Annotated in this window: 24 protein-coding genes; 8 read left to right on the forward strand and 16 right to left on the reverse strand. The window is 72.6% G+C overall.

What is annotated here, in order from left to right; translation table 11 throughout:
- The first annotated feature begins 102 nt into the window (after positions 1 to 102).
- Positions 103 to 1371 carry a lipase family protein gene (locus ACFUJ1_RS31185; RefSeq protein WP_378650897.1) on the forward strand — a complete coding sequence of 423 codons (1269 nt, stop codon included), beginning with the start codon at positions 103 to 105 and terminating at the stop codon, positions 1369 to 1371.
- Positions 1372 to 1423: 52 nt separating this feature from the next.
- Here the strand turns inward: ACFUJ1_RS31185 and ACFUJ1_RS31190 are convergent, their stop codons facing one another.
- On the reverse strand, positions 1424 to 2917 hold the full coding sequence (locus ACFUJ1_RS31190; protein WP_378650898.1) for an MFS transporter: 1494 nt from the start codon (positions 2915 to 2917) through the stop codon (positions 1424 to 1426).
- A gap of 124 nt (positions 2918 to 3041) precedes the next feature.
- On the opposite strand from ACFUJ1_RS31190, the gene ACFUJ1_RS31195 reads away from it, so the two are divergent.
- Both ACFUJ1_RS31195 and ACFUJ1_RS31200 read left to right on the forward strand, forming a co-directional pair.
- Positions 3042 to 3725 (forward strand): TetR/AcrR family transcriptional regulator, encoded by a 684-nt coding sequence (locus ACFUJ1_RS31195; RefSeq protein WP_378650899.1) that lies wholly within the window; start codon positions 3042 to 3044, stop codon positions 3723 to 3725.
- Between the two features lie 60 nt (positions 3726 to 3785).
- Entirely contained in the window at positions 3786 to 5087 is a 1302-nt protein-coding gene (locus tag ACFUJ1_RS31200; RefSeq protein ID WP_378650900.1) for a D-arabinono-1,4-lactone oxidase, read from the forward strand.
- On the opposite strand, the gene ACFUJ1_RS31205 is transcribed toward ACFUJ1_RS31200, so the two are convergent.
- The 10 genes from ACFUJ1_RS31205 to ACFUJ1_RS31250 are packed head-to-tail and all read right to left on the reverse strand — an operon-like array spanning position 5080 to position 9952.
- Positions 5080 to 5808: an NAD-dependent deacetylase gene (locus ACFUJ1_RS31205; protein WP_378650901.1), complete on the reverse strand. Its 729-nt coding sequence runs from the start codon at positions 5806 to 5808 to the stop codon at positions 5080 to 5082. The genes ACFUJ1_RS31200 and ACFUJ1_RS31205 overlap by 8 nt on opposite strands.
- 10 nt (positions 5809 to 5818) lie before the next feature.
- Positions 5819 to 6379, reverse strand: coding sequence for an alkaline shock response membrane anchor protein AmaP (locus tag ACFUJ1_RS31210; protein ID WP_378650902.1), 561 nt, complete (start codon positions 6377 to 6379; stop codon positions 5819 to 5821).
- 5 nt (positions 6380 to 6384) lie between these two features.
- Positions 6385 to 6990, reverse strand: coding sequence for a DUF6286 domain-containing protein (locus ACFUJ1_RS31215; protein WP_378650903.1), 606 nt, complete (start codon positions 6988 to 6990; stop codon positions 6385 to 6387).
- On the reverse strand, positions 6987 to 7358 hold the full coding sequence (locus ACFUJ1_RS31220; protein ID WP_378650904.1) for an Asp23/Gls24 family envelope stress response protein: 372 nt from the start codon (positions 7356 to 7358) through the stop codon (positions 6987 to 6989). The genes ACFUJ1_RS31215 and ACFUJ1_RS31220 overlap by 4 nt, the downstream gene beginning before the upstream one ends.
- Positions 7355 to 7543, reverse strand: coding sequence for a hypothetical protein (locus ACFUJ1_RS31225; protein ID WP_378611445.1), 189 nt, complete (start codon positions 7541 to 7543; stop codon positions 7355 to 7357). Before ACFUJ1_RS31225 ends, ACFUJ1_RS31220 begins: the two co-directional genes overlap by 4 nt.
- A 2-nt stretch (positions 7544 to 7545) precedes the next feature.
- Complete coding sequence (locus ACFUJ1_RS31230) at positions 7546 to 8040, reverse strand: Asp23/Gls24 family envelope stress response protein (RefSeq protein WP_378650905.1); 495 nt, start codon at positions 8038 to 8040, stop codon at positions 7546 to 7548.
- Positions 8041 to 8098: 58 nt separating this feature from the next.
- Positions 8099 to 8419 carry a hypothetical protein gene (locus ACFUJ1_RS31235; RefSeq protein ID WP_378650906.1) on the reverse strand — a complete coding sequence of 107 codons (321 nt, stop codon included), beginning with the start codon at positions 8417 to 8419 and terminating at the stop codon, positions 8099 to 8101.
- Positions 8416 to 8784, reverse strand: coding sequence for an Asp23/Gls24 family envelope stress response protein (locus ACFUJ1_RS31240; protein WP_378650907.1), 369 nt, complete (start codon positions 8782 to 8784; stop codon positions 8416 to 8418). The genes ACFUJ1_RS31235 and ACFUJ1_RS31240 overlap by 4 nt, the downstream gene beginning before the upstream one ends.
- Positions 8781 to 9404 (reverse strand): anti-sigma factor family protein, encoded by a 624-nt coding sequence (locus ACFUJ1_RS31245; protein ID WP_378650908.1) that lies wholly within the window; start codon positions 9402 to 9404, stop codon positions 8781 to 8783. The genes ACFUJ1_RS31240 and ACFUJ1_RS31245 overlap by 4 nt, the downstream gene beginning before the upstream one ends.
- On the reverse strand, positions 9395 to 9952 hold the full coding sequence (locus ACFUJ1_RS31250; protein ID WP_378650909.1) for an RNA polymerase sigma factor: 558 nt from the start codon (positions 9950 to 9952) through the stop codon (positions 9395 to 9397). The genes ACFUJ1_RS31245 and ACFUJ1_RS31250 overlap by 10 nt, the downstream gene beginning before the upstream one ends.
- Positions 9953 to 10164: 212 nt before the next feature.
- Here ACFUJ1_RS31250 and ACFUJ1_RS31255 point away from each other — a divergent pair, with 212 nt between their 5' ends.
- The 3 genes from ACFUJ1_RS31255 to ACFUJ1_RS31265 all read left to right on the forward strand — a co-directional run bounded on the left by ACFUJ1_RS31255 (position 10165) and on the right by ACFUJ1_RS31265 (position 12108).
- Positions 10165 to 11076: an oxygenase MpaB family protein gene (locus tag ACFUJ1_RS31255; RefSeq protein ID WP_378650910.1), complete on the forward strand. Its 912-nt coding sequence runs from the start codon at positions 10165 to 10167 to the stop codon at positions 11074 to 11076.
- Between the two features lie 172 nt (positions 11077 to 11248).
- On the forward strand, positions 11249 to 11662 hold the full coding sequence (locus ACFUJ1_RS31260; protein WP_378650911.1) for an arsenate reductase ArsC: 414 nt from the start codon (positions 11249 to 11251) through the stop codon (positions 11660 to 11662).
- Between the two features lie 50 nt (positions 11663 to 11712).
- Positions 11713 to 12108 (forward strand): VOC family protein, encoded by a 396-nt coding sequence (locus ACFUJ1_RS31265; protein WP_378650912.1) that lies wholly within the window; start codon positions 11713 to 11715, stop codon positions 12106 to 12108.
- A 71-nt stretch (positions 12109 to 12179) separates the two neighbouring features.
- Here ACFUJ1_RS31265 and ACFUJ1_RS31270 read toward each other — a convergent pair whose 3' ends face one another.
- Complete coding sequence (locus ACFUJ1_RS31270; protein ID WP_378650913.1) at positions 12180 to 12875, reverse strand: helix-turn-helix domain-containing protein; 696 nt, start codon at positions 12873 to 12875, stop codon at positions 12180 to 12182.
- Positions 12876 to 12894: 19 nt separating this feature from the next.
- Positions 12895 to 13386, reverse strand: coding sequence for a hypothetical protein (locus tag ACFUJ1_RS31275; RefSeq protein WP_378650914.1), 492 nt, complete (start codon positions 13384 to 13386; stop codon positions 12895 to 12897).
- Positions 13387 to 13681: 295 nt separating this feature from the next.
- Between ACFUJ1_RS31275 and ACFUJ1_RS31280 the strand changes: the two genes are divergently transcribed.
- Entirely contained in the window at positions 13682 to 14104 is a 423-nt protein-coding gene (locus ACFUJ1_RS31280; RefSeq protein WP_378650915.1) for a PRC-barrel domain-containing protein, read from the forward strand.
- An 8-nt stretch (positions 14105 to 14112) separates the two neighbouring features.
- Here the strand turns inward: ACFUJ1_RS31280 and ACFUJ1_RS31285 are convergent, their stop codons facing one another.
- Both ACFUJ1_RS31285 and ACFUJ1_RS31290 read right to left on the reverse strand, forming a co-directional pair.
- Positions 14113 to 15051 (reverse strand): NmrA family NAD(P)-binding protein, encoded by a 939-nt coding sequence (locus ACFUJ1_RS31285; RefSeq protein ID WP_378650916.1) that lies wholly within the window; start codon positions 15049 to 15051, stop codon positions 14113 to 14115.
- Between the two features lie 128 nt (positions 15052 to 15179).
- Positions 15180 to 15830, reverse strand: coding sequence for a TetR-like C-terminal domain-containing protein (locus tag ACFUJ1_RS31290; RefSeq protein ID WP_378650917.1), 651 nt, complete (start codon positions 15828 to 15830; stop codon positions 15180 to 15182).
- A 64-nt stretch (positions 15831 to 15894) separates the two neighbouring features.
- On the opposite strand from ACFUJ1_RS31290, the gene ACFUJ1_RS31295 reads away from it, so the two are divergent.
- The gene (locus ACFUJ1_RS31295) at positions 15895 to 16095 is read left to right on the forward strand and encodes a hypothetical protein (protein WP_378650918.1); all 201 of its coding nucleotides are present in this window, start codon (positions 15895 to 15897) and stop codon (positions 16093 to 16095) included.
- Here ACFUJ1_RS31295 and ACFUJ1_RS31300 read toward each other — a convergent pair.
- Positions 16092 to 16520, reverse strand: a complete 429-nt coding sequence (locus ACFUJ1_RS31300) for a DUF4254 domain-containing protein (protein WP_378650919.1) — start codon at positions 16518 to 16520, stop codon at positions 16092 to 16094. The two genes, ACFUJ1_RS31295 and ACFUJ1_RS31300, sit on opposite strands and share 4 nt — an antisense overlap.
- Positions 16521 to 16526 lie beyond the last annotated feature (6 nt).

Genomic DNA, 16526 nt, shown 5'->3' on the forward strand with positions numbered 1-16526 from the left:
CCCCCGTGTTGACAATCCCCCGGGCGCGCCCGTACGAATGCCTGGAGTCCGGCCGAGAAGTTCACGTTCGATCCGATCTATCCCGAGTCTGGAGAAACAACGATGGCGGTACAGCGGGCAGTCTCCCGAGCGCGGCGCGCGGCGGCGCGCTTCGGCACCCGGCAGCGCGGCCACGACGGCAGGCGCTTCGGCCGGGCGGGACTCGTCGGCATCGCCGCGCTCCTGCTCGCCGCGGGCACCGGGCTCGGCGCGGGCCCGGCCGCGGCGGGGCCGATCTACCCGGCCCCCGACCCCGACGCCTTCTACGCCGCCCCCGCCGACGTCGCCCGCTTCAACCTCGGCGACGTCATGCGCAGCAGGCAGGTGCCCGCGCCGAACTACCCCGGCGCGACCGCCTGGCAGCTGCTCTTCCGCAGCACCGACTCGCTGGGCGGGCCGATCGGCGCGGTGACGACGGTGCTGGTGCCGCCGGGCGGCGGCGCGAACCGGCCGGTGGTGTCGTACCAGCCGTTCGTCAACGCGCTCGGCCTGCGCTGCGCCCCCTCGCACGCGCTCTTCGACGGCGGGCTGCGCGAGGGGCCGGTGCTGAACCTGCTGCTCGGCCGCGGCTGGGCGGTCGCGGTGCCGGATCACCTCGGCCCGAACAGCGCCTACGGCGCGGCCCGGCTCGGCGGCCGGATCACCCTGGACGGCCTGCGCGCGGTGCAGCGGTTCGCCCCGGCCGGGCTCGGCGCCAGCCCGATGGCGCTGGCAGGCTACTCCGGCGGCGGTATGGCGACCGGCTTCGCGGCCGCGCTCGCCCCGGACTACGCGCCGGAGCTGCCGCTGGTCGGGGTGGCCGAGGGCGGGGTGCCGATGAATATCGGCAAGCTGGCGCTCGACCTCGGCATGCAGCCGAACCCGCTGTTCGGGCTGGGTTTCGCGGCCGCCATGGGGCTGGAGCGGGAGTACCCGGGGCAGCTGCCGATCGAGCCGATCCTGACGCCCGCGGGCGCCGATATGCGTAACAGGATCGCCAATGGCTGCACCGACGAGATCATCGCGGCGGGCGCCAACCGCAGCCTGCCCGACGTCTTCTCCGGCCCGCTCGACGCCGACCCGAACACCGTGCGCATCCTGCACGAGAACAGCCTGGAGATCTTCCCCGGCGTGCCGCGGATCCCCACCTACGTCTGGCACGGCACCAACGACGCCGTCTCGCCGCAGCTGGTGCGCGAGGTCGTCGGCCGCTACTGCGGCTCCGGCACCAGGGTGCAGCTGGACATGCTGCCCGGCACCGACCACGGCACCGCCATCCCCGAGGGCAGCGCGCGGGCCTTCGACTTCCTGGCCGACCGTTTCGCCGGAGCCCCCGCCCCCGGCAACTGCTGACGACCATGCCGAAACGCCCGGACCAGCAGGTCCGGGCGTTTCTGCGTTGAACTCAGTGCGCGAGAACGGGTTCGCCCTCGGCGGGAGCCGGAACGGTGTTCGGCATCAGGAAGCCGACGATCACCGCGCCCGCCGCGAAGATCGCGGTGGCCCACCAGAAGCTGGTGGTGTAGCTCTCGATCGCGGACTGCGCCACCGCCTCCGGGCTCAGCGTGCGGCCGGTCAGGTAGTCCGACGCCGCCGCGGCCGCGATGGTGCTGAGCAGCGCGGTGCCGATCGAGCCGCCGACCTGCTGGCTGGTGTTGATGGTCGCCGAGGCGACCCCGGCGTCGGTGTGCCCGACGCCCGACGTCGCGCCCTGGAAGGCGACCGACATGGCGCCACCGAGGCCGAGACCCAGGATCACCAGTGCGGGCAGGATATCGGTGGCGTAGCTCGAATCCAGCCCGATCCGGGTGAGCAGCAGCATGCCGACCGCGGCGATCGCGAAGCCGCCGCTGACCACGACCTTGGGCCCGACCCGGGGCAGCAGCACCGAGGGCGCGGTGGTCGAGGAGATCACCATGCCCGCGACCATCGGCAGGAAGGCGAGGCCGGTGGTGATCGGGGTGTAGCCGAGCGTCAGCTGCAGGTAGTAGGTGAGGAAGAGGAAGATCGCGAACATCCCGATCCCCATCACGAAGACGGTGAGGTAGGAGGCGCCGCGGGTGCGGTCGAGCACGATCCGCAGCGGCAGCAGCGGATGCGCGACCCGGGTCTGCAGCCAGACGAAGACCGCGAGCAGCACCGCGCCGCCGAGCAGGAAGCCGAGCGTCAGCGGGTCGGACCAGCCCGCGGACTCGGCGTGCGAGAAGCCGTAGACAATGGCGAAGAGCGCGGCGGTGACGCTCAGCGTGCCGGGCAGATCGAGCCGCGGGCGATCGGTGGCGACGTGCTTGGCGAGCAGCAGCACCGCGCCGACCAGCGCGACGGCGGCGAAGCCGAGGTTGACGAACATCACCCAGCGCCACGAGGCCCACTCGGTGAGCGCGCCGCCGAGCAGCAGCCCGATGGCGCCACCGGTGCCTGCCACCGCGCCGAAGATGCCGAAGGCGCGGGCCCGCTCGGCGGGCTCGGTGAAGGTGACGGTGAGCAGCGAGAGCGCGGCCGGGGCGAGCAGCGCGCCGAAGACGCCCTGGCCGACGCGGGCGGCGACCAGCATCTCGAAGCTGGTGGCGGCACCGCCGATGGCGGAGGCGACGGCGAAGCCGATCAGCCCGGTGATGAAGGCGGTGCGCCTGCCGAACAGGTCGCTGAGCCTGCCGCCGAGCAGCAGCAGGCTGCCGAAGGCGAGCGCGTACCCGGTGATCACCCACTGCCGGTCGCCGTCGCCGAAGCCGAGGTCGGCCTGGGCAGCGGGGAGCGCGATGTTCACGACGGTGGCATCGAGCACCACCATCAGCTGGGCGATGCCGATGACGGCGAGCACCCACCAGCGGACGGCGGCGGAGCCGCGCCTGCCGGTCTCCGCGGCGGCCGGGGCCGCGGTATCGATCGTGGTAGTCATTCTTCTCCCCTGGGGATCGGAGTCGAGCCGCTGATGCGGAGGTAGGTCCTCCACTTATTGGGAGCCTATCAGCTTAACGGAGAGAGTGCCTCCACTTAATCCCGAGCGTTGCTAGACTGGGCCTGTGAGTCCCACCACGTCGACCCCTCCCAGCCATGCCCCCCGCCGTCTGCGCGCCGATGCCGCGCGCAATCAGGAGCGCATCGTCGCGGCCGCGCGCGAGCTCTTCGGCGAGCGCGGGCTGGAGATCTCGCTGGACGACGTGGCCGAGCGCGCAGGCGTCGGGGTCGGCACCGTGTACCGCCGCTTCGCGAGCAAGAAGGAGCTGATCGTCCAGGTCTTCGCCCAGCAGATGGACGAATTCGTGGCCGCGGCCGAGACCGCGGCCCGCAACCCGGACCCCTGGGCGGCGCTGGTCGAGTTCTTCGAGTACGCCTGCGAGCACCTCGCGGGCAGCCGCGGCCTGAGCGAGGTGCTGCTGGAGCTCGACGATCAGATCGAGCGCTTCCGCGACCTGCGCGAGCGGATGCAGACACCGCTGAACCGGATCGTCGAGCGCGCCCGCGCCACCGGCGACCTGCACCAGGACGTGCAGCCGACCGACCTCTTCGCGCTGGTGCACATGATCGACAGCTTCGCCGAGTTCTGCCGCCCGGTGGCGCCGGAGACCTGGCGCCGCTACATGGCGGTGGCGCTGAACGGCGTGCGCGGCGACGGCACGGCACGGCTCCCGCTCTGCGAATCGGCGCTCACCGAGGAGCAGGTGGAGCAGGCCAAGGGCAAGCTCTGCCCGCCACGCCGCCGATAACTTCGGACTATCCTGCGAATTCCTGGCGACTTCGCGCGCCCATCCCCTACTGTTGGACACATGACCAACTCGCCGTGGGTGAACTGGGCAGGCGATCAGCGCTGCCGCCCCGCCGTCGTCGCGCACCCGCGGGACACCGCCGAGGTCGCCGCGCTGGTCACCGCCGCCGCGGCGCGCGGCCGGAACGTGCGGGTGGCCGGAGCGGGCCACTCCTTCACCGAAGCGGTGCTCACCGACGGTGTGCTGCTCGACCTCTCGCGGATGAACCGGGTGCTGCACGTGGACCGCGCGGCCGGGCTGGCCCGGGTGCAGGCGGGCATCACGCTGCACGAGGCCAGCGCCGCGCTGCACACGCACGGCCTCGCCTTCCCCAACCTCGGCGACATCGACGTGCAGACCGTCGCCGGCGCCACCGCCACCGGGACGCACGGCACCGGTTCCCGGCTGCGGAACATCTCCGACGCGCTGCACTCCATCGAGCTGGTCACCGCCGACGGCAGCGTGCTCGAGCTGAACGAGGAGACCGACCCGGACAGCTGGCGCGCGGCCCGGGTGAGCATCGGCGCGCTCGGCGTCGTCACCGCGGTCACGCTGCGGCTGGTGCCCTCCTTCGTGCTCGCCGGGGTGGAGCGGCCGCTCCCGCTGGAAGACGTGCTTGCCGAGTTGGATTCGCACGTCGACGGCAACGAGCACTTCGAGTTCTACATGTTCGGCCACAGCACGCTGACCATGACCAAGCGCAACAACCGGACCGAGGCGCCGGAGCGGCCGCGCGCCCCCGCGGTCGACTGGCTGGACGGAATCCTGCTCTCCAACCACGTCTTCGACGCGCTCTGCCGGGTGGGCAGGCGGCGTCCCGAGCTGGTCCCGCTGATCCAGCGGACGGCCGCGCGGGTGGGCGGTACCCGGGAGAAGGTGGACCGCTCGTACCGGGTCTTCGCCACCCCGCGGCTGGTGCGCTTCACCGAGATGGAGTACGCGCTGCCGCGCGCGCACGGTGCCGCCGCGATCAGGGAGATCAGGGAGATCGCGCGGCGGTTCGACACCCCGATGCCGATCGAGGTGCGCTGGGTGGCGCCGGACGACGCCTTCCTCTCCCCGGCGGGCGGCCGGGAGACCTGCTACATCGCCGTGCACCAGTACCGGGGCATGGAGTGGCAGCCGTACTTCCGCGCCTGCGAGGCGGTCTTCGCCCGCTACCGGGGGCGGCCGCACTGGGGGAAGCGGCACTTCCGCACCGCGGAGACGCTGCGCCCGCGCTACCCGGAGTGGGAGCGGTTCGCGGCGGTGCGCCGGAAGCTGGACCCGGACGGGCTCTTCCGCAACGACTACCTGGACCGGGTACTCGGGCCGGTCAGCTGAGCAGGTCTCGGACCAGCGCGGGCACCGCGGTGCCGATCGGCTCCCGGATCACCTCGGTGGCGATCCGGTCGTAGGGGGTCGGCTCGGCGTTGATGATCACCAGCTCGGCACCGGCGTCCACCGCGACCGAGCAGAGCGAGGCGGCCGGCTCGACCTGCAGCGAGGAGCCGATGGCGAGGAAGAGCTCGCTGCGCTCGGCGATCGCCAGCGCGGCGGCGACCGTGCGCCGGTTCATCTGCTGGCCGAACATGATGGTCGCGGCCTTGAGGACGCCGCCGCAGCGCGGGCAGGGCGGGTCCGGCTCGCCGGCCGCCACCCGCTCCAGGGCCGCCGCCATGGTTGCGGTGTACGGGCACTCGACGCACTCGACGCCGAACATGGTGCCGTGGATCTCCACCACCCGCTCCGGCGTCGAGCCCGCCCGCTGGTGCAGCCCGTCCACGTTCTGCGTGACGATGCCGATCTCGCGCCCCGCGTGCTCCAGCTCGGCGAGCGCGCGGTGCGCGGCGTTGGGCTCGGCGTCCCAGGCGGGGTTCTCCCGGCGGGCCTGCCAGGAGCGCACCCGGACGCCGGGGTCGGCGAGGTAGGCGTCGTAGGTGGTGAGCAGCTCGGCGATCGGGTTCGTCGTCCAGACGCCCTGCGGGCCGCGGAAATCCGGGATTCCCGAGTGGGTGGAGATGCCCGCCCCGGTCAAGACGCCGATCCGGCGCGCCGCGCTCATGGTTCCCAGCCTATTGCAGGGCGCGCTGCTCGTCGGCGAAGCGCAGTTCCAGGGTGACCGGGATGATCTCGACCTCGAGCGCGGCGCGCAGCCTGGTCACGGCGTGGCCGAGGATGCGGCGGCGCAGCTCGGCGACGTCGGCGGCGGGCGCCGCGGTGACCAGCAGGTGCAGCTGCGGGGTGTCCGGGCCGCCGGAGAGCCATGCCTCGGCGGCGCGCACGCCCGGGTAGCGCTGAATGTCGGCGGCGACCGGGGCGGCGGCGGTGCCGGAGCGGAGCACGGTCCGGCCGGTGCGGTCGTCGCCACCGACCTGCCAGCCCACCGACTTCGGCATGCGGAAGGGTTGCGCGAGCAGCCAGCGCAGGCACAGCAGGGCGAGCAGCGCGGCGCCCGCGATCACGGCGAGGAAGACCCAGGTGGGCGGGGCCGCCGGGCCGGGTACCAGCGGGGCGCCGGTGTCGACCCAGTTCAGGCGGCCGTAGTGCGCGGCGAGGGCGTAGCCGCCCGCGGCGAGCAGGGCCAGTCCGGCGAGTCCGACCAGCGTTCGATTGGCCGCGGCGGGCCGGTTCATCCGATTCATGCTCCAGCTCCGATGTTCGTGCGGGGCGGCTGCCCTCGGCCGGGGGTCGCGGCTGCCCCGCCCACCGGCGAATTCGCCGCCTCCGGCGTCTGCAGCGACGTGCGCACCCGGCGCACCGATCGGGTTCCGATCTCCCGCAGCCGATTCGACACCCGGTCGCACACCGCATCGGCGGTGCCCGCCGAGTCGACCCGATCGGTCTGCGCCTTGACCTTGACCGACCGACGGCCCAACCGCACCCCGCGAGCGGTAACCCCGTCCACCGTCTCGGCGCTCTCCCGGACGGCGGCGCGCAGCCCGCGCCGGGACACCCCGGCGCGCAGCCCCTCCTCGTCGACCAGCGGCACCAGCAGCGCGCGCCCCGGCCAGACCGCCGCGAGCAGCAGCAGCGCGCCGAGCGCCAGCGCGACGATGCCCGTGACCAGCACCGGCGTCTCGCCCCACTCGATCGCGTACAGCTCGGCCGCGACCCGGTCGTAGGAGACGAACTCGCGGGTGTCGGTGAGCCGCTGCACCAGCGAGACGATCACCGCGACCGCCGCGGCGAGCAGCACGAGGGCGAGCAGCACCGCGGGAACGACCCGGCGGGGCCGCCTGGTCACGACACCCGCCCGGTGGCGGGCACCGCGGCACCGACGAGTGCGGGCACCAGGATCTCCACCCGGGCCACCCGCAGCCCGGTGAGCTCGCCGACCCGCGCGGTCAGGTGCGCCCGGCAGGCGTCGGTGACCCGGCGGACCGGTTCGGGATACCGAATCGGCACCTCGGCGTCGAGCAGCGCGTGGTCGCCGCGCACAACGGCGGTGACCTGCACCGGCCCGGCGACGCCCGGCACCTCACCGGCCGCCTGCGCGGCGATCCGCCGCACCGCGCGCGGCGCCACCGTGGTGACTCCGCGCGCCTCCGGCGCACGGAGGCCGGTGGCACTCCCCTCCGGCGCGGCCGCGACCACCGCAGGCGCGGCGGTCATCTCCCGCTCCGCCGCTGCGCGGAGCGGACCAGCTCGGCCACGTCGAGGTCACCGTCGAGCCAACGCCCGACCAGCAGCCCGAGCGCGCCGAAGAGCAGCACCACAACGAACGCGCCGAACCCGCCGAAGGCGCCGGCGAAGCCGAGCGCGAGCCCGGCGAGCAGCCCGAGTGTCGTCCCGTTCACGGCTACTGCACCCGGCTCGGCGGGGCGGGCGTGTCCTCGTCGTCCCCGGGGATGAAGACGTCGTTGACATTGATGTTGACCTCGACGACCTCGAGCCCGGTCATCTGCTCGATCGCGGTGATCACATTGCGCCGCACCGCCCTGGCGATCTCGGCGATGGCGACGCCGTACTCGACGACGATCTCCACGTCGACCGCGGCCTGGGTCTCGCCGACCTCGACGGAGACGCCCTGGCCGATGCTGGCCGATGCACCGGGGATGCGGTCGCGCAGCGCGGCGAAGGCCCGGCTGGAGCCGGCGCCGAGCGCGTGCACCCCGCGCACCTCGCGGGCGGCGAGCCCGGCGATCTTCTGCACGACCACATCGGCGATGGTGGTGGTGCCCTGATCGGTCACCAGGGCATTGGCCTTGCGGATCGGATCCTTCTGCACGGTCTCCCCGGCGACGGGCTTGGCCGCGTCGGCGTGGTTCTTCGGTTCGGTGAGCGGTGCGGACATCGTTCCTCCTCTGGTCTTGTCGGGTTCGTACTGTTCGACCCGCGAGGATGCGGGTTCGTCATGGCGGTGTGATCGGTGTCACCTTCGTGAAGGCGGCGGCGTCCAGCTCGCAGACCACGAGCCGCAGCGCCGCCCCGGCCCACTCGGTGCCGGCCAGCGCCGCCCTGATGCCGTGCTCCGCCGCGGTGAGCAGCGGCGGCAGCGGCAGCGCGCGGGCGACAACGCGAACGGTGACCAGGCCGGGCGTCAGCTCGACGCCGTCGCCGCCCGGCCGGGGCAGCCAGGAGGGGCCCGCGGGGCCGAGCGGCTGCGCCGGGCGCAGCCCCGGCACGGCGCGGACGGCGTCGGTCACCGCGCGTACGAGGTCGCTCTCGGTCACGGGCCGACCTCGATGTCGAGGATGCTCACGGTCACCGCGGCGACCCGCTGCCCGGTGTGTTCGGCCAGCACCCTGGCGATCTCGCGCTGCACCGCGATCCCGGCCGCCGCCGCCGGGCGCTCGGTGGAGAGCACCACGTCGACCTCGACGGTGATCCGGCCGTCGGCGTGATTGCGCACCCTGACCCCGTCCGCGATCGCCGGGTCGGTGCCGCCGAAGCGCTGCCTGCCGGTGCGCACCCAGGTCGAGACCAGGCCGCGCATGCCGGGCTCCAGCCGCAGCACGCCGGGCACCGCGAGCGCGGCGCGCGCCGCGACCGCCGCGAGCACCGCGGGCTCGACCACGAATTCGGTCACCTGGGTCATCGCGGACCGCCGTCGTCCGGGCGCCGCGGTGCCGCGTCGTCGACGTAGAGATCGGCGACCAGCACGTCCAGCCGACGCACCGAGACCCCGATGTCGCTGTTCAGCGCGGCGCTCACCCGCTGCCTGACCACCGGAAGCACCCCGCCCACCGGCGTCCCGACAGCGAGCGCGAAGGCCAGCTCGACCTCGACCGCTGCCCTGCCGTCCGGCTCGGTGCCGACCGGCTTGATCCGGCAGCGCCTGGTCCGCACGCCGGGCACCGAATCGGCGGCGAAGCGCAGCACCGCGGCGACCGCGCGCTCGGAGACCTCGACCCCGCCGGGCTCCGGCGTGGCCAGCGACATGGTCCGGCCGCGGCGCACCTCGGCCCGCACCGCGGACATGATCCGGGCGGTGAGGTCGGGCGGGGCGGGCTCCGGCTCGGCGATCAGCTCCGCGGTGGCGGCGCGCAGCGCGCGCAGGCTCTCCCGCGCGGTCGCGCAGTGCGGGCAGTGCGTCTCGTGCTCGTCGCCGAGCCCGGCCTCGACCGCGTCCAGCCGGTCCCAGACCTGCTCCAGATCGCGGCCGCAGGGCAGCCGGTACCCGGTCGCCTCGTGGTCTGCTGCGGAGTTCACCGCCATGGCTTCATCACCTCGGACAATTGCGCTCGGGCGCGGGCGATCCGGCCGCGCACCGCCGCGGGGCCCGCGCCCACCGCGTCGGCGATCTCCTCGTACGACAACCCCTCGACCTCGCGCAGCAGCCAGCAGGCGCGCTGCTCGGGGGTGAGCGTCTCCAGCGCCGCGTGCAGCGCGCCGAGCTGACCGCTCACCTGAACAGCGTGCTCCGGCCTGGTGTCGGTGCGCGGGGATTCGGCGGTCTCCGGGTCCAGCTCGGCCTGTGGCCGCCTGGCCCGGATGACGTTCAGGCACCGGTTGGTGGTCATCCGGTAGAGCCAGCCGACGAAGGCCGTCTCGTCGGCCAGCTGGTCGAGCCGGCGCCAGGCGGTCAGGAAGACCTCCTGGACCACGTCCTCGGCGTCCGCCCGGTCGGCGAGCACCCGCACCGCGAGCCGGAACATCCGCGCCTGATAGCGCAGCACCAGCTCCTCGTAGGCGCGGACGTCGCCGTCCCTGGCACGCCCGACCAGCGTCGCCTCGTCCGGCGCGACGGTCTGCGAACTCGTCACGAAACCCTCCTGTGTCATACGTCGGACACGCCGTCGCGGGAATGCGTCACGGAGGATTCGCTGTGTTCTGTGTCACACGATGCTGCGGCGCGGTATTCGTCGCATGTCCGCAGGCGGCCCATCCAAACGTCCGGAGATCTCGCATAGACACTGAGAGTGTTAGGCACTTATCATCTCATCTATACGCATCGGGCAGATCAAAGGAGATCGCAATGACCGCCTCCGTCGCCGTCGACGACACCGGCAAGCGCGTCCTTCCCCCGCGCCGCGCCATCGAACCGGGCACCCGCATGTGGGACGAGACCGGGCTGGTCACCTTCTCGCTGACCGCGGGCTCGGCCTTCCTGCTGCAGACCATGGAGCCGACCATCTCCGCGGTCGTCGACGAGCACTCCACCTTCCGCACCGACCCCATGGGCCGCGCGCTGCGCAGCGTCTCCTCGGTGATGATGTGGGTCTACGGCGGTGACGAGGCCCTGGCCGAGGCCGATCGGCTGCGTGCGATGCACGCCTCGCTGAACACCACCGACGCGAGCGGAAGGCAGCACAGGGCGCTCTCCAGCGGCCCGTGGGCCTGGGTGCTGCACACCGGCACCTACGCCTTCTGCGCGAATTCGAAGTACTTCGCCCGCACGCCGTTACGGGACGAGGACAAGGAGGCGTACTACCAGGAGGCGCTACAGCTGCTGCGCAACTTCACGGTGGCGCCCAAGGAGATCCCGGCGACCTTCGCCGAGTTCGAGGAGTTCTTCGCCGCGGCCGTCGAGAACAACCTCGAAGCCACGCAGACCGCGCGCGACTACCTGAAGACCATCCAAAAGGTGGCCCCGCCCAAGGAACTGCCGCGGCCACTGCACCCGCTGTGGCACGCGCTCTTCGCGCCGATCGGCAAGCTGCAGTACTTCTGCACCGTCGGCACCACCCCGGAGCCCGCCCGGCGCAAGCTCGGCCTCACCTGGACCGCCGCCGACGAGCGCAGGCTGAAGCTGATCGGCTGGGTGATCTCGCGCGGCACCCCGCTGCTGCCGGAGCGGGTGCGCTACTTCCCGATCGCCTACGAGGCGCGCAAACTGGAGCGCGACCGGCAGCGGCTGCGCAAGGTGATCGACCTGCGGCCCCTCTGATTCGATTCGCGCATCACACCCCGCCCGGCGGCCGCAACTCCGGCCGCCGGGCGTTCGCGTGTCCGGGTATCCCTTACGCTACGACAGCGTTTCGGTATCGACCCGACAGCCGGACGTGGCACGACCCACGGCGATCGGACCCGATCGGCCCGAACCCCGGAAAGGCGTTTCCATGGCCCACAGGCCCACAGTGCTGTTCGTCTGCGTGCACAACGCGGGACGGTCGCAGATGGCGGCGGGATTCCTCAGCGCGCTGGCGGGTGATCGGATCGAGGTGCGCTCCGCGGGCAGCGAACCGGCCGAGGCGCTGAACCCGGCGGCGGTGGCCGCCATGGCCGAGGTCGGGATCGATATCGCGCAGCGCACCCCCGCCCAGCTCACCGAGGAGGCCGTCGGCCTCTCCGACGTGGTGGTGACCATGGGCTGCGGCGACGCCTGCCCGTTCTTCCCCGGCATCAGCTACCGGGACTGGGTGCTGCCCGACCCCGCGGGCCAGCCCATCGAGGCGGTCCGGCCGATCCGCGACCACCTGCGAATCCTGGTGGAGAACCTGATCGCCGAGCTGGTGCCCGCGCACACCCGCTGACGTCCGATTCGTTCAAGCCGCGCGCGGCCCCCGCTTCGTAGGCTCGCGGTATGACTCTTCGACTCGATGCCATCGGCCTGGTGGTGGCCGATATGACTGCCTCGCTCGCCTTCTACCGCGGGCTCGGCCTCGAATTCCCCGAGGGCGCCGAGCAGGCTCCGCACGCCGAGGCCGAGCTCGGCGGCGGGTTCCGGCTCATGCTCGACACCGAGGAGACGGTGCGCTCCTTCCAGCCCGGCTGGCAGCCGCCCAGCGGCGAGGGCCGGATCGGCCTCGCCGTCCGCTGCCCCGACCCGGCGACCGTTGACGCCACCTACGCGGCGCTGGTCGAGGCGGGCGCGCACGGCGAGCTGAAGCCGTTCGACGCGCCCTGGGGCCAGCGCTACGCCTCGATCCAGGACCCGGACGGAAACGGCGTCGACCTCTACGCCGCGCTCGACGGCTGAGCAGCAACGGGCAACCCGGCCACCCGCGTGGGGCGGAATCGGGTGGGTATAGGTCAGCGCGGCAGGCCCGCTCAGCCCCGGCCGCGGAGGAGGCCGGCCGGGGTGAGGCCGGTCAACTCGCGGACCTCGCGGGTGAAGTGCGCCTGGTCGGCGTAGCCCGCGCCCACCGCGGTCTCGGCCAGCGGCACCCCGGCGCGGGCGCGCGCCAGCCCGCGCTGCAACCGCAGCACCCTGGCCAGCGTCTTGGGGCCGTAGCCGAAGGCGGCGAGCGAGCGGCGGTGCAGGGTGCGCGCGGTCCAGCCCGCATGCTCGGCGACGTAGCGCACCAGGTGCCCGGCGTCCAGCGCCGCCACCACCCGGCCGAGCGCCGGGTCGGGGGCGGGCCGCTCGGCGGCGCGGCGCAGCACGGCGGCCTCCAGCGCGGCTGGGCGATCCGCGGCATCGTCCACCCCGGCGAACAGCGCCCTGACCCGGGAGGCGGGCCACAGCTCGGCCAGGTCGACCCGGCGATCCCGCACCTCGGCCGCGGGCACCCCGAGCACCGCGGGCGCGGTCCCTGGCGGGAACCGGAAACCGGCGAACTCGCCACCGCCGGGATCGGGGTGGTGCGCGACGGTGTCCGGCCCGGCCACGACCACCCTGCCCGCGGTCCAGATCAGATCCATGCAGCCGTCCGGCAGCACCGGCAGCTCGAACTCCGCCACACCCGTGCGCGCCCAGACGACGGCCCCCGGCAGTCGCGCCCGCCGCTCCCGATATCCGGCCATGGCTGCGAGATTACGCCCGCTACCGCGCGGCGGGCGGGGCGGAGGAGCGCGGCACCACCCGCACGAACGGCTGCCCCTCCGGCGGCACCCGGCGCTCCGGGTCGGCGCAGCCGACGGTGAGCTCGGCGTTCGGCGCGGCGGAGAAGGTCCACAGCGTCATCCACTCCTGGCCGCCCGCCTCCTCCCGCTTCTTCACCTCCGACGAGTGCAGGTCCTCGTTCCGCCCGGTGCTGTCGGTGACCGTGCAGCGCAGCGCGGCCGCGGCATCGCCCCAGGCCGCGGGCACCCGGATCTCCAGCACCGACCCGGGCGGCATGGTGGCGGTGCCGGTCTCGTCGATCGGGACCCGCACGGCACCCTCCGGCTCGACGATCGGCACCGTCGTGGTCGGCGCCGCGGTCGCGCTGCCGTCGGTCGCGCTCGCCTCGCCCGTCGCCTCGCCGTCCTTGACCTCGTCCGAGCAGGCCGCCAGCGCCGCCACCGCGAGCGCGGATACCAGGAGCCGGGTCAAGCGGAACTTCCTCACGGGTCGACCTCCCTGCAGCGTTTCCCACCCTTTCCGCCTCACCCTGCCGCAGAAACCGGCAATTACCGAGCGAATCGCCGGACACCATGTGAAAATCCTTGTGCCGGGGTTGATTACCAGAGCAGGCACCCTTATGGCGAACTCTCCGCATTCCCGTAGCGATTCGTTCGGGGTGGCGCTACCCGTTCCGGGAAATGTTTGCCAGAATATTGCTCGGGTACTGAGGCAGTAGCTGATCAGCGTTTTTCCGACCGGACCGCCCGGACACCGAGGAGAAATCGTGAGCGAAGCGACGCTGGAGGCCCTGATCGGGCACACCGTGTACGACCGGGACGGCGAGAAGATCGGCAAGGTCCGCCGCCTGTACCTGGACAACGCCACCGGCGCCCCCACCTGGATGGCCGTCTCCGCCGGGCTCTTCGCCGGCGACGCGCTCATCCCGCTGATCGGGGCCAGGCACCAGGAGGCCAGCTCCTCGATCCGGGTCAGCGTGTCGAAGGGCGCCGTCCGCACCGCCCCGTACCTGGACGAGGACGGCCACATCAGCGGCGAGGCCGAGCGCGAGCTGCTCGTGCACTACGGCCTGGAGGAAGGCGGCCCCGCCCCCTCGGAGTACCACCCCCGGCACGCCATGCCGGAGGAGCCCGCCATCGCCCCCGGCGACGACGAACCGCTCACCTACGGCACCGCCGACCCGCGCTGAGCCGGAGTTCAGCCGACCGGGTTCCGCCAGTCCTGGCGCGCTGCCCACTCTTCGAGGGTGGTCGTGGTCAGGCCGTAGGCGGCGGCGTGGTGGGGGCGTGCGGGGTAGCCGACGCGGTCGGTCCACGTATCGCCCCACGCCGTGGGTGAGCCCATGCGCTTCACCTGCTCCTCGGTAGAGATGAACACGGGAGTGATCTCGCGGCCGGTGGCTTTGCCGAGGATGTCGGCGATCTCGTTCTGCGTCAGCGCATCACCGCCGAGTTCGATCTCGGCTTCGTGGAACCTGTCGGGATCGGCCACGGCGGCGGCGACCGCCGCGCCGAAGTCGTCGGCGTTGATCATCACCAGCAGGGCCTCCGGGCTCGCCGAGGTGACCAGTTCGCGCTCGGGCAGCTCGGGGAACTGGAAAGCGATCTTGGAGGGCAGAAGGTAGTTGTCCATGTAGAAGGCAGGCTTGAGGATGGTCCAGCGCTCTAGGCCCGCCTGCCGGATGACCTCCTCCGCTGCTTCCTTCTCGTCCCAGTACGCCTTCATCACCGGGTCGGTGATCTCGATGCCGGGGTGCTGCTCACGCCATCCGGTCCCCGAGACCGAGGTATGGATGATCTGGGTGACGCCCGCGCGCTTGGCCGCGGTGGCGATATTGCGGGCCTGGCGCTGCTCGGCGCCGGGATCGGCCGGGTCGACTCCGGGGAGCTGAACGGAGAAGACCGCGTCGTGTCCGGCAGCGGCGGCCTCGAGGGATGCGGGGTCTTCCAGGTTCCCGGTCGCGAGCGCGACGCCTTGGGCGGCGAGCGCCTCGGCGGGGGCCGAGGCGGGATCCCGCACGAATCCGGTCACGGAGTGTCCCGCGCGCAGGAGCGCCTTTATAGCGGCCCCGCCCTGCATTCCCGTTGCCCCGGTGATCAGCACTTTCGATGTCATGGCACGTCCTCGGTCGGTCACGATTGCTCGGCTTGCGGGCACGAGCACCCCGTCAACTAGAGACGGTACAGTATCGAGTCTACGACGTCTCTAGTCTTGGACATGCCGCAGCAAGGACCGTCCGGCTATAGCGCAGCGACCGAAGGGCGTCAGTCAGCGTGGGGACGACCGACGAGGGGCAGCAGCACCTGGTCGACCAGGCGAGCCATCCCCTCGACGTCGAGAACGGCACCGAGCAGGTCCTCCTGCAGCACCAGCACCCCGACAGCCGCGGCGATCTCCAGCCGACCCGGCCCCAGCAGCCCCTCGACCCGCTCCGCGGTGAGTTCACCGCGCTCGCGAGCGCGGCGCAGGCAGGAGACGATCCCCTCGCGCTGCGCGGCGATGTAGCGCTCGCGCATGGTTTCGGCGATCTGCGGGTGCGAGGCGATGGCCGCGGCCAGCACGGGCGAGAAACGCCGCTCCCGGGGCCGCAGGCACGCGGAGCTGTTGACGAGTGTGGCGATCAGGTCCTCGCGCAGCGTCGCGGCGGCAGGCACACCGGTCGGGACGGTGGGGAGCATGACGCTCTCCAGGGCATCGGCGACCAGGTCCTCACGCGAGGCCCAGCGACGGTAGACGGTGGCCTTGGCCACCCCGGCCCGCGCGGCCACCGCGGCCATCGTGAGATCGGCGTACCCGCCCTCGACGATCAGGTCCAGAACCGCGTCGATGATGCGGGCATTCCGCGCTTCGTCCCGGACCGGCCCGAAGGCCCCGCTGGGACGCTGTCGTCCGGCGGGACGGGTCGACCTGGTCATACCCACGACGGTACCCGGGTCACGGAAAGGTTTCGGAAAAGGACCGCTCGGGTACCTGACTGTGATGACAGCGATCCGCAACCACACCCATATCCTGGGGCTGGAACGCGGAACCGCGGTGCTCGCCTTCGTGACCTGTTCCACCTTCGCGTGCGGTATCGCAGCTCTGACCCAGTCCATCCTGACCGGCCTGATCGCGGCGGCCGGCCTGCTCGCCGCACTCGTGCTCACCCTCGGCACCCTGCCGGGCGAAATCTCCCGCTAACCCCACTGCTGGTAGGTCGTCGGCACCCGGCGCACGCCGCGGCCCACCTCCGTGATGAGGTCGTCGTAGGCGTCGGCCAGGTCGGTCACCAGCATGTCAAGCTCGTACCGTTCGTGCTCCGAGTCGGCGGTCACCGCGTACGCCTGCGCGCAGTACGAGGCCAGCCGGTCGACTACCTCACCCACCGTCTCGGTGTGCCGCGCGGCCCCGCCGTGCGGCACCGGGACGACCCGGGCGATCCAGCGATCGATCGCCAGCACCAGACGGCCGCGGTGGCCGTCGATCTCGCCGGTGCCGCCCGCGCCGATCCGCGCCTCGTGCAGCGCGGCGAGCTCACCGGCCGCCTCCAGCATCGGATGGTCCCGGTGCGGAAAGCCACGGAGCGCGGCGACGAGCGAATCCTTGTCCGGCAGCGCGTGATTCACCACCAC

It is taken from the genome of Nocardia sp. NPDC057227 (assembly GCF_042669725.1).
GTDB classification, from domain to species: Bacteria; Actinomycetota; Actinomycetes; order Mycobacteriales; family Mycobacteriaceae; genus Nocardia; species Nocardia asteroides_A.

Excerpts from the sequence above, each read along its gene's own strand:
- ACFUJ1_RS31210 (WP_378650902.1), bottom strand. The coding sequence starts at position 6,379 with ATGAACCGGCCCGCCGCGGCCAATCGAACGCTGGTCGGACTCGCCGGA.
- ACFUJ1_RS31295 (WP_378650918.1), top strand. The coding sequence starts at position 15,895 with ATGACAGCGATCCGCAACCACACCCATATCCTGGGGCTGGAACGCGGA.
- ACFUJ1_RS31240 (WP_378650907.1), bottom strand. The coding sequence starts at position 8,784 with ATGACCCAGGTGACCGAATTCGTGGTCGAGCCCGCGGTGCTCGCGGCG.
- ACFUJ1_RS31205 (WP_378650901.1), bottom strand. The coding sequence starts at position 5,808 with ATGAGCGCGGCGCGCCGGATCGGCGTCTTGACCGGGGCGGGCATCTCC.
- ACFUJ1_RS31260 (WP_378650911.1), top strand. The coding sequence starts at position 11,249 with ATGGCCCACAGGCCCACAGTGCTGTTCGTCTGCGTGCACAACGCGGGA.
- ACFUJ1_RS31220 (WP_378650904.1), bottom strand. The coding sequence starts at position 7,358 with ATGACCGCCGCGCCTGCGGTGGTCGCGGCCGCGCCGGAGGGGAGTGCC.
- ACFUJ1_RS31245 (WP_378650908.1), bottom strand. The coding sequence starts at position 9,404 with ATGGCGGTGAACTCCGCAGCAGACCACGAGGCGACCGGGTACCGGCTG.
- ACFUJ1_RS31255 (WP_378650910.1), top strand. The coding sequence starts at position 10,165 with ATGACCGCCTCCGTCGCCGTCGACGACACCGGCAAGCGCGTCCTTCCC.
- ACFUJ1_RS31190 (WP_378650898.1), bottom strand. The coding sequence starts at position 2,917 with ATGACTACCACGATCGATACCGCGGCCCCGGCCGCCGCGGAGACCGGC.
- ACFUJ1_RS31290 (WP_378650917.1), bottom strand. The coding sequence starts at position 15,830 with ATGACCAGGTCGACCCGTCCCGCCGGACGACAGCGTCCCAGCGGGGCC.
- ACFUJ1_RS31270 (WP_378650913.1), bottom strand. The coding sequence starts at position 12,875 with ATGGCCGGATATCGGGAGCGGCGGGCGCGACTGCCGGGGGCCGTCGTC.
- ACFUJ1_RS31230 (WP_378650905.1), bottom strand. The coding sequence starts at position 8,040 with ATGTCCGCACCGCTCACCGAACCGAAGAACCACGCCGACGCGGCCAAG.
- ACFUJ1_RS31200 (WP_378650900.1), top strand. The coding sequence starts at position 3,786 with ATGACCAACTCGCCGTGGGTGAACTGGGCAGGCGATCAGCGCTGCCGC.
- ACFUJ1_RS31185 (WP_378650897.1), top strand. The coding sequence starts at position 103 with ATGGCGGTACAGCGGGCAGTCTCCCGAGCGCGGCGCGCGGCGGCGCGC.
- ACFUJ1_RS31265 (WP_378650912.1), top strand. The coding sequence starts at position 11,713 with ATGACTCTTCGACTCGATGCCATCGGCCTGGTGGTGGCCGATATGACT.